The organism is Streptococcus mitis, from assembly GCF_001579035.1.
Lineage (GTDB): Bacteria > Bacillota > Bacilli > Lactobacillales > Streptococcaceae > Streptococcus > Streptococcus mitis_J.
The window spans coordinates 1-212 of sequence record NZ_KQ970366.1 but is presented as its reverse complement, the minus strand read 5'-3'; the positions used below and the strand labels follow the sequence as shown (position 1 = coordinate 212).

1 pseudogene is annotated in these 212 nt (G+C 38.7%); it reads right to left on the bottom strand.

The features are described from left to right. Nucleotides 1–212 (bottom strand): annotated as a pseudogene (locus SMIDD26_RS11085) (ABC transporter ATP-binding protein); the annotation flags it as partial.

Below are 212 nucleotides of genomic sequence, written 5' to 3'. Positions count from 1 at the left end.
AACATCAAAAGTTGAAGAATTTCATTACGTTTTTTCTCACCACCAGAGAAGCCTTCGTTGAGGTAACGCTCTGCCATTTCTTCTTTCATGTTGAGCAATTCCATCTTCTCGTCTAGTTTAGTAATAAACTCACGAACTGAAATCTTCTCATCGTCTTCTTTACCAGCATTCATAGCTGCACGAAGAAACTCAGCATTGGTAATTCCAGGAAT